Below are 9,053 nucleotides of genomic sequence, written 5' to 3'. Positions count from 1 at the left end.
CGGCAGAGCTAAACGACGGCAACAAGACCGTGCGTGGCGGAATGGCCACGGAGTGGGTCGACTTGCTCCAGTCGGGCTTTGTCGCCGCAGGCTATTCCTCCGCAACCTCCCGGACATACGCGACAATCCTGGCTGCGCAGCTGCGTGGGCTGTTCCTCGACCTCGACGCGACCGGTGACACACGTCGCATAGCCCTCGCGTACCAACACTTCGTCGGGCTGCTCGGTGCTGGCACCCCATCCGCGGCAGTACACCGCCAGTAGCCACCAAAGCGGTGCCCCGACGATGCGCCGCGGCGCACCGGCGGACGGTCAGTAACCTGGTGCACGTGTTTACCGAGACCGTGGCCGGCACGGGGTTCTTTCTGCGGCTTCGATAGTGGAACTCAACGACGGGGTCTACCGCTTACTGCGCCCCCTGATCCGGGTGTTGTCGCTGCGCACCATCGTGGTCGTGTCCGCACTGGCCGTGATCACGCTCGTCATCGTCCTCGGCACGTGGGTCTGGGTCGGTGTCACGGACGATCAGTACAGTCAGCTGGACCGCAGGCTCGACTCGGTGAGCAGCCTTGGCGACATGAGCAATCTGCTGAGCAACCCACCCGGTCCCGGCAACACCCAGTCGACGCCCGACGGCAGTGTGGTCAGGACCGCGCGCATCGGTGGGATCACCGTCTCGGTGCCGAACGACATCGTCCTGCCCGAGCTCGCCAACGGCTATGACACCACCACGATCGACGGTGTCCAGTACCGGGTGCGCACGTTCGCTGCGGGACCGGGCTCCATCGCGCTGGGTGCGCCGTTGGCCGAGACACAGCATCGGATCGACCAACTGCACCTGCGCGTGCTGATGATCTGCAGCGGTGTGATCGCGGGAACCGTCCTGGTCGGCTGGGTGATCTCGCTTCTCATGATCGATCCGTTCCGGCTACTGGCCCAGCAGGCCAGAGCCATCAACGCCCAGTCCATGCCCGACGAGGTCCAGGTGCGTGGAGTGCGGGAGGCCGTGGAGATCGCCGAGGCGGTCGAGGGGATGCTGGCCCGCATCGGCACCGAACAGCAGCGAACGAAGGCGGCTCTGGAGTCGGCGCGCGACTTCGCCGCTGTCGCCTCCCACGAACTGCGCACCCCGCTGACCGCCATGCGGACCAACCTCGAGGTGTTGTCCACCCTGGACCTGGCTCCCGAGCAGCGTGACGAGGTGATCGGCGACGTCGTGCGCACCCAGGGCAGGATCGAGGCGACGCTGACGGCGTTGGAGCGGCTCGCGCAGGGCGAATTGACTACCACGGACGACTTCGTCGCGTTCGACGTCACCGAGCTCCTCGACCGTGCTGCGCACGACGCCCTGCGGGTCTATCCCGGTCTGCAGGTGACTCTCTCGCCGTCGCCGTCCAAGCTGATAGTCGGGCTGCCCGCGGGGCTGCGGCTGGTGATCGACAACGCCATTGCCAATGCCGTCAAGCACGGCGGCGCCTCGGAGATCCGGCTGAGCGTCGTGAGTTCCGTTGCCGGCGTGGAGATCGCGGTCGACGACAACGGTGCAGGGGTGCCGGAGGAAGAGCGCACCGCCGTCTTCGACCGCTTCGCGCGCGGATCGACGGCGTCCCGCTCGGGTTCGGGACTGGGTTTGGCGCTGGTCGCCCAACAGGCCGAATTGCACGGCGGCACAGCACTACTGGACGTCAGCCCTCTCGGGGGCGCACGACTGCTGCTGCGACTTCCCGGTTTCAGTGCCGCCTGAGGGTGCCCGGCAGGCGCACGTGGGTATCCGCCTGGTCGAACATCCCGCGAGCGAACTCACACCAGAGTTGCCTCATCGGGGGGCCCAGTTCGGCGAGGGTCTGCTCGTGTCCCGATCCGAGCATCGGTGCACTCGCCCAGTCGGCGAATGACCCCATCAGGAACGGAAGCTCGATGCAGTGGCAGGCCCCGAGGGGCCCGCCGGTCGGTCGCCAATCGAAACCGTATGTCAGAGCGTGGCCGCCGCCACCTCGGTGTCGTTTGGCGAATGCGGCCGCGGGACGGCTGAACATACGCCTGGTGAAGAACGCGCTCAGGAGTCGGCGCACCATCGGTCCGACCACCGCGCCGCCGAGCATCGGCGCCGTTCGCGGATTCAGCTCGAGGAAGGGCAGCGCGTCGTCTGCCGTCGCGCCGATCATGATGGGCATTCGGGCAGCGACGTCCCGGTGACGGGCCTCGACCCGGTCGTCGGCAGGCAGCGGATGGTGACCGGTCTGGGGCCCGAAGGGCATCTGCGCCTGCGCACCGAAGCCGACCGCCGCCGAGGCCGCGGTCAGCTGCACCGCCAGCAGTTCTTCGGTGGTCGCCGTCTGGAGGCCTGCGCCGAGGGCGTCGTGCGCCGCGGCCCCCATGGCGCGGCTCATCGCGGCACGGTCACGCTGGACGCCTAGCGGGGCGCTCTGCAGGATCGCTCGGTGGAAGAGGTTCTCGGCCCCGTCGGCGACCATCAGATAGGAGATGGAGTCCGCCCCCGCGGACTGGCCGAACACGGTGACGTTCGTCGGGTCCCCGCCGAAGCCTCCGATGTTCTCGCGGACCCATCGGAGGGCGGCGATCTGATCGAGCAGACCCAGGTTGGCCGGTGCCACGCCCTCGATCGCGAGATACCCGAAGATGCCGAGGCGGTAGTTCACGGTGACGGTGACGACGTCACCCTCGTCTGCCATCGCCGACAGGTCGTAGATGGGGGCCTGCCCGCTGCCGCTCACATAGGCGCCACCGTGGAAGAACACCATGACGGGGCGCGCGGTGCCGTCCGGCAGGGGCGCGACGACGGCGAGGGTGAGGCAGTCCTCGTCCTGCGACAGATCGTCGAGCACTGATCCGACGACGAATGCGAGGCGCGAGGGAAACTGCGGGCACGCGGCCCCGCGTTCGGTCGCGTCGATCACTCCGTCTGCGACGGGCACCGGGGTGGACTCCTGGAATCGGCGTGCGAGCGCGTAGCGCAGCCCGAGCGCACGAACCAGCCTGCCGTCGCGGAGAACCCGGAACCGGCCTGCGGGCAGCGTCAACACGTCGTCGTCCATAGCCATAACCGAGGTTACGGGTCCGGGATCCCGCCGCGTGGGAGCCCTCGCGGTCGTAACATCGCCCCACATGGACTCCGGCGGGCACACCGTTCTCGCCGAGGCCGACGGCGCGGCGTATCGGTCCTTGCGGCAGCGGCCGGTAACTCGGGCCGAGCGCTATGCCCTCGGCAGGAGCCTGCGCAAACGGGTGCCGCGGAAGTCGCTCGCGGATTGGACGGAGCCGCCCGACCGGCCAAACCCGGTCGACCTCATCAACACCAGCCACCAGGGCAGAGTCGACCGGCTGATCCCGATTCGGGTCGGTCGCATGATCGATTCGCCGTACGGGTTCCTTCGCGGCACGGCCGTCGTGATGGCATCCGACGTCGCGCGGCTGCCGTCCACCGGCATCACACCCGTCGTCTGCGGCGACTCGCACCTTGGCAACTTTGGGTTCTACGCCTCACCGGAGCTGGACCTGGTGATCGATCTCAACGACTTCGACGAGGCACATCCCGGCGGCTGGGAATGGGATCTGCGCCGGCTGGCGGCCAGTATCTGGGTCGCCGGGCGTCACAACGGGACGTCCGAGGAGCACTGTGGCGCGTCGGTGCGGTCGTGCGTCGCCGCCTACCGTCACGAGTTGCGCCGACTGGCCGACCTGCCGCTCTTCACCCGGTCCTTCGTCCGGCTGGACGTCGACCGGCTCGCCGCCGAGACGGCGGGCCCGCTGCAGCAACAGGTCACACGTTCGGCTGAGCGGGCGCGACACCGTACCGGCGACCGGGCACTGCCCCGCTTCACCCACGAGGTCGACGGTCTGCGCAGGATCGTCGAGGAACCGCCCCTGATCACCCGTCCCGGCGCGCGCGAGGCAGAGTCACTGGCCGAAGCCCTCGACGACTACCTGGAGACCCTTCCCTCGTACTGGCGACGCGTTCTCGGCGGCTACACCCTCGTCGACGTCGCGCACAAGGTGGTCGGGGTGGGCAGCGTCGGCCTGCGCGCATACGTCGCGCTGTTGGAGGGCTCCTCGGCCGAGGACGTGGTGTTCCTGCAGCTCAAGCAGGCCCGCCGGTCAGTGCTGGCGCGCTACGTACACGGCGACTCGGCGTGGCACGCGCACCAGGGGCAGCGAGTGGTCGAGTACCAGCAGTCGCTGCAGACGGTGAGCGACCCACTGCTGGGCTGGACCACGATGGACGGTCTGCAGTACTACGTGCGGCAGTTCCGGAACATGAAGGGGCGGATCCCGTTGGACTCGATGGACGCGTCCGCGCTCACCGATTACGCGGGAGTCGTCGGACAGCTGCTGGCCAAGGGGCATGCCAGAACCAGCGGCGCCTCGATGATCGCCGGGTACATGGGCGGCTCCGATCGGGTGGACAGGGCGCTGTGCACGTTCGCACGGCGCTATGCCGACCAAACCGAAGCCGACCACGCGGCTCTGGTCGCCGCCGTCGATCGCGGACGGCTGCCCGTGGAGCGCGGGGTCTAGCAGAACCGCCTCAGGCGCAGTCGGCGCAGATCATCCGGTCGCCGACCTGCCTGGCGAGGCGGTGGCTGTGGTGCACCAGGAAGCAGCTGGAACACGTGAACTCGTCGGCCTGCTTGGGGACGACCCGGACGGTGAACTCCTCACCGGAGAGGTCTGCACCGGGAAGCTCGAAGTCCTCGAGTTCCTCCCCGTCGTCGACGTCCAGTACGGCGGTCGCGGCGTCGTTGCGACGACCCGCCAGCGCCTCCAACGACTCATCGGCGACATCGTCGGTTTCCTTCTGACGAGGTGCGTCGTAATCAGTAGCCATTCTTGGTCCTTTCGGGTCTTGAGCTGGCGTCACCACAACGTGAACGGTGCGCAGCTTGTTCCCGGCTACGAACCACGCCAAACGCCGATGTTCGGCTTCACCTCGATATACGTTGACAATTCAGCCGAATCCCAGTACAGGCTCAGGAACCAGCCACTCCGTCGACGTCGTCCCGGGGCAACAGGACGGTCCGATCGAACGGGCCGTCGTGTGCGGCAGCGTACGCGACCGCGTCGTTTACTTGGCTAAGCGCAAACGTCGTGACGGTTTCGTGTCCCAGATCGAGGACACCGCTGCGGATCATTTGGATCAACTGGTGATTCGCCGATCTCACGTTTCGCGCATCGTCGACGTCTTCCCTCTGTACAACCGATACCCGAGGAGGAGACCATGGCCACGTGGCACACCGTCGTCCCGATGGATGTGGGTGATCTCACGATCGTCAAGGACGAGACCGGCTTGCGCGGCGTCTACTTTCCGCATCATTGGCACCTGCCGGATCCCGAGACGTTCGGGCCTCGTCTCGACCGGGGTTTCGAGGACGTCACCCGACAGCTCGCCGAATACCTGGCGGGGGAGCGCCGACACTTCGACCTCGAGCTCGCTCCCGCCGGCGACGCGTTTCAGCACTCGGTCTGGAGCCTGGTGGCGCGGATCCCGTATGGCGACACGACGACCTACGGGGACCTCGCCGCCCGGATCGGCGGCGGGGTGACGGCGCAGGAGATCGGTGCGGCGGTGGGCCGCAACCCACTGTCGATCGTCGTTCCGTGCCACCGGGTGGTGGGGCGAAACGGCAAGCTCACCGGTTACGCAGGCGGCCTGGCGCGCAAGCGGCACCTGCTCGAGTTGGAACACGACAAGACGTCGACCAGCCCGACACTATGGGAACTTCGTGAACTCCGAGGACGGAGCGTCTACTCAACGTGACGGTCAAAAGGGCCTTCGAGGCCGTCGTCTCCGACCACGGGCCGGCGGTTCTGCGGGTCTGCCGTGCGGTGGTCGGACCGGATGACGCCGACGACGCATGGTCGGAGACCTTCCTGTCCGCGATGAAGGCCTATCCCGAGCTGCCTGCCGACGCCAACGTCGAGGCCTGGCTGGTGACGATCGCGCACCGCAAGGCCGTCGACGTCACCCGCGCCAGGGCGCGACGCGCGATCCCGACCGACGACCTGCCAGAGACCCCGAGCGCCCCCGGCGCCGAACGCGACGACGACCTCGCCGACGCACTCACTGGCCTACCCGACAAGCAGAAGCGAGCCGTGGCCTACCACTACCTCGCCGGCCTGCCCTACGCCGAGGTCGCCGCCGTACTCGGCGGCAGCACCGACGCGGCCCGCCGCGCTGCCGCAGACGGCATCGCCACCCTGAGACGCACCTACCCCAGAGAGGGACCTGATGATTGACGAACACCTCGTCCGCGACCTGACGCGGATCACCGACCCTGGCGCCGACGAACTGAACGCGTTGCACGCCAGGCTCGCCGACGCCGCACAGCAGGACGGCGTTCTCGACGTCGCCTACCGAATCCTCGACAGCCCAGTCGGATCCCTTCTCATCGCCGCCACCGAGCTCGGCCTCGTCCGCGTCGCCTACGCCGTCGAGGGGCATGACACCGTTCTGCAACAGCTGGCCGACAGGGTGAGTCCCCGGATCCTGCTCGCGCCCGCCCGGATGGACGAGGTCGCCCGTGAACTCGACGAGTACTTCGCCGGAGCCAGAACGGGTTTCGACGTGTCCCTGGATTGGCGCCTGTCGGCCGGGTTCCGCAGCGTCGTCCTGCATCACCTGCCCGAGATCGGCTACGGGCACACCGCCAGTTACGCCGCCGTCGCCGAACTGGCGGGTAACCCGAAGGCCGTCCGCGCGGTGGGCTCGGCGTGTGCCACCAACCCGCTGCCCGTCGTCGTGCCATGCCACCGGGTGGTCCGCAGCGACGGCGCCATGGGCGGCTATCTCGGCGGCGTCGAGGCCAAGCGCACCCTGCTGACTCTCGAGGCGGCGGCATGAGCGTCGAGGTCGATTCGTGGCGGCACCGGGTGGAGGCAACCGACTGGGGCGCCGTTCGCGCCGATCTCGATGCCGTCGGGTGCGCGTTGACCGGACCGCTGCTGTCCCCGCGCGAGGCCGCCCAGATCGCCGCGCTCTACGACGACGAGGCGCGGTTCCGGTCGACGGTGCACATGGGGCGCTACCGCTTCGGAGAAGGCGAGTACCGGTACTTCGCGGAGCCGTTCCCCGAGGCGGTCGACGCCCTCAAGTGCGCTCTCTATCCGAAGCTGCTGCCGATTGCCAGGGACTGGTGGACCAGGCTGGGCCGCGAAACACCCTGGCCTGAAAGCCTTTCCGAATGGCTGCGGATGTGCCACACCGCGGGGCAGACCAAACCGACACCGATCCTGCTCAAGTACGGCCCTGGGGACTGGAACGCCCTGCACCGCGACCTGTACGGCGAACTGGTCTTCCCGCTCCAGGTCGTCGTCAACCTCAGCGAGCCAGGAGTCGACCACACCGGTGGGGAGTTCCTGCTCTACGAGCAGCGGCCCAGGGCGCAGTCCCGTGGCACGGCCACGCTCATTCCACACGGGCACGGACTGGTGTTCACCACGCGGGACCGTCCGGTGCAGTCGAAGCGCGGGTGGTCGGCAGCTCCAGTGCGCCACGGGGTTTCGACGGTGCGCTCGGGTACCCGGTTCACCCTCGGACTCGTGTTCCACGACGCCGCCTGAGCACTACGGGTCGTCGGGTTCGGGGAGGAGTCGTTCGGGGTGGTGGTAGAAGTTGACGCCACCGACAAGAAACCGCGATCTGTGACTGTTGAAACCCAAGTGATGCAAGGGAATTGGACGGGCGCGATAGTCGCTCAGAGGCGGGCATTTCACACAGTGTGAGGACGGGGGCCGTCATTCCGACATCTGCAGCAGCGTGGCGGTCGTCAGGGCGCGGTCGCGTTCCAGTCGGCAGGCCAGCGCGATGAACAGGCTTGCGGTGGTGACGGCATCGCCGAGAGCATGGTGCGGGGAGTGGACCGGAAGTCCGAGGGCCGTGGCGGCATACTCCAGGGCCACCACCTGATCAGCGACGTGATCGAGGTCGAGAACGCGCTGGGCGAGCACCGCGGTATCGACGATCGGACTGGAGAACGTTAGGTAGGACCGTCGAAATGCCTTGCGCAGGAACGAGCGTTCGATCCAGGCGCAGTGTGCGACGACGGGGTGACCGTCGATCAGTTCGTCGAGGGCGGCGACGCAGTCGGCCAGTGGTGGAGCACCGTCGAGGTCCTGAGTCCGCAGGTGGTGAAATTTGACGGAGGTGGCGGGCACGTCACCGGGGACGTGCACCAGTCCGTAGACCGATTCGGCCGTCTTGACCCTGCCATCGCGGATCGGGACGGCGCCGTAGGACACGATGTGGTCGCGGCGGGGGTCGAGGCCCGTCGTCTCCAAGTCGATCACCACGAACGCGTCCGCACGCCAGTCCACGTCGGTGCCTGCCGGCCTGCGGGCGCGAAGACGCCGTGTCCAACTGCGCGTCACCTCACAGCCCCTCGAACCCGAACCATTTGCGGCTCAACCGTTCCTGAATTCCGCTGACCGTTCGGAACGCGCTGCGGAGGTGCCGTCGCTCCAGTGGATCGAGCGTGGCGGGATCGATTGCGGACTCGACGGGTCGTCCTTCCTTGATCGCGGTGATCTGGCTGTCGAAGACGAGGTGGTAGCAGAGGCTGAAGGCGCCAGACAGCGCGTCGGCCTCGTCAGCGGTGATCAGGCCGCTGCGATGGGCGCGATCCAGCCGTTGCGGGGTGGATCCCGTCGGGTCGCCGGTGCGCTGGGCGAGGGCGCGGGCCAATGACGCCACCGGGCGCAGACCGGACTTCTTGAGGTTGAGGTGGCCCTTCTGTTCGCCGAAGCGCTCGACGACGAACCCGCGGACGAAACCGCTCGGCGGGCGGTCGCTCATCGAGAAGCGACTCAACGATCGTGTGAAGGCGTCGCGGCCGAGGCCCCCGACGAGTGCGCTACGCAGGGGCTGGATCAGCACCGGGCGGGTGATCGGCCGCGCGTCGAGCACCGTCGATGCCATCAGCATGTAGTCGATGTTGTCGGGATTGGCGCGCCAGACGTCGGCTATCTCACGCCACTCCCGTTGGGATCGGTTGAACAGTTCCGAGGACGCGTTGAGACCCTGCGGACACGGGGACAGAC

Annotated in this window: 10 protein-coding genes and 1 pseudogene; 7 read left to right on the top strand and 4 right to left on the bottom strand. The window is 67.9% G+C overall.

Annotated features, from left to right (window positions below):
• Positions 1-263, top strand: a pseudogene (locus ACRDUX_RS21255) (hypothetical protein); the annotation flags it as partial.
• 157 nt (positions 264-420) lie between these two features.
• On the top strand, positions 421-1,743 hold the full coding sequence (locus ACRDUX_RS21250) for an ATP-binding protein (protein WP_526416205.1): 1,323 nt from the start codon (positions 421-423) through the stop codon (positions 1,741-1,743).
• Here the strand turns inward: ACRDUX_RS21250 and ACRDUX_RS21245 are convergent.
• Positions 1,730-3,061, bottom strand: a complete 1,332-nt coding sequence (locus tag ACRDUX_RS21245) for a carboxylesterase family protein (RefSeq protein WP_526416203.1) — start codon at positions 3,059-3,061, stop codon at positions 1,730-1,732. The genes ACRDUX_RS21250 and ACRDUX_RS21245 overlap by 14 nt on opposite strands.
• A 64-nt stretch (positions 3,062-3,125) precedes the next feature.
• On the opposite strand from ACRDUX_RS21245, the gene ACRDUX_RS21240 reads away from it, so the two are divergent.
• Positions 3,126-4,535, top strand: coding sequence for a DUF2252 domain-containing protein (locus ACRDUX_RS21240; RefSeq protein ID WP_526416201.1), 1,410 nt, complete (start codon positions 3,126-3,128; stop codon positions 4,533-4,535).
• 10 nt (positions 4,536-4,545) lie between these two features.
• On the opposite strand, the gene ACRDUX_RS21235 is transcribed toward ACRDUX_RS21240, so the two are convergent.
• Complete coding sequence (locus tag ACRDUX_RS21235; protein WP_526416199.1) at positions 4,546-4,845, bottom strand: DUF4193 family protein; 300 nt, start codon at positions 4,843-4,845, stop codon at positions 4,546-4,548.
• 390 nt (positions 4,846-5,235) lie between these two features.
• Between ACRDUX_RS21235 and ACRDUX_RS21230 the strand changes: the two genes are divergently transcribed.
• Genes ACRDUX_RS21230 through ACRDUX_RS21215 form a run of 4 tightly spaced genes read left to right on the top strand, consistent with a single transcriptional unit; the run spans position 5,236 to position 7,577 of the window.
• On the top strand, positions 5,236-5,775 hold the full coding sequence (locus ACRDUX_RS21230; protein ID WP_526416197.1) for a methylated-DNA--[protein]-cysteine S-methyltransferase: 540 nt from the start codon (positions 5,236-5,238) through the stop codon (positions 5,773-5,775).
• Positions 5,772-6,254, top strand: coding sequence for an RNA polymerase sigma factor (locus ACRDUX_RS21225; RefSeq protein ID WP_526416195.1), 483 nt, complete (start codon positions 5,772-5,774; stop codon positions 6,252-6,254). Before ACRDUX_RS21230 ends, ACRDUX_RS21225 begins: the two co-directional genes overlap by 4 nt.
• A complete protein-coding gene (locus ACRDUX_RS21220; RefSeq protein WP_526416193.1) occupies positions 6,247-6,858 on the top strand; it encodes a methylated-DNA--[protein]-cysteine S-methyltransferase in 612 nt (203 codons plus the stop codon). Before ACRDUX_RS21225 ends, ACRDUX_RS21220 begins: the two co-directional genes overlap by 8 nt.
• Positions 6,855-7,577, top strand: coding sequence for a 2OG-Fe(II) oxygenase (locus tag ACRDUX_RS21215; protein WP_526416191.1), 723 nt, complete (start codon positions 6,855-6,857; stop codon positions 7,575-7,577). The genes ACRDUX_RS21220 and ACRDUX_RS21215 overlap by 4 nt, the downstream gene beginning before the upstream one ends.
• 174 nt (positions 7,578-7,751) lie before the next feature.
• On the opposite strand, the gene ACRDUX_RS21210 is transcribed toward ACRDUX_RS21215, so the two are convergent.
• Together ACRDUX_RS21210 and ACRDUX_RS21205 are read right to left on the bottom strand one after the other, a co-directional pair.
• On the bottom strand, positions 7,752-8,384 hold the full coding sequence (locus tag ACRDUX_RS21210; RefSeq protein WP_526416189.1) for a 3'-5' exonuclease: 633 nt from the start codon (positions 8,382-8,384) through the stop codon (positions 7,752-7,754).
• Between the two features lies 1 nt (position 8,385).
• The coding region (locus ACRDUX_RS21205) for a putative nucleotidyltransferase substrate binding domain-containing protein (protein WP_526416187.1) at positions 8,386-9,053 on the bottom strand (668 nt) is incomplete at its 5' end.

The organism is Mycobacterium sp. (assembly GCF_050701675.1).
Lineage (GTDB): Bacteria > Actinomycetota > Actinomycetes > Mycobacteriales > Mycobacteriaceae > Mycobacterium.
Note: the sequence above shows the minus strand (reverse complement) of the source record. Positions and strands in the feature narration are given on the sequence as shown.

Bases quoted from the DNA above. Each gene is read 5' to 3' on its own strand.
- ACRDUX_RS21245 (WP_526416203.1), bottom strand. From the start codon at position 3,061: ATGGCTATGGACGACGACGTGTTGACGCTGCCCGCAGGCCGGTTCCGG.
- ACRDUX_RS21240 (WP_526416201.1), top strand. From the start codon at position 3,126: ATGGACTCCGGCGGGCACACCGTTCTCGCCGAGGCCGACGGCGCGGCG.
- ACRDUX_RS21235 (WP_526416199.1), bottom strand. From the start codon at position 4,845: ATGGCTACTGATTACGACGCACCTCGTCAGAAGGAAACCGACGATGTC.
- ACRDUX_RS21230 (WP_526416197.1), top strand. From the start codon at position 5,236: ATGGCCACGTGGCACACCGTCGTCCCGATGGATGTGGGTGATCTCACG.
- ACRDUX_RS21220 (WP_526416193.1), top strand. From the start codon at position 6,247: ATGATTGACGAACACCTCGTCCGCGACCTGACGCGGATCACCGACCCT.
- ACRDUX_RS21215 (WP_526416191.1), top strand. From the start codon at position 6,855: ATGAGCGTCGAGGTCGATTCGTGGCGGCACCGGGTGGAGGCAACCGAC.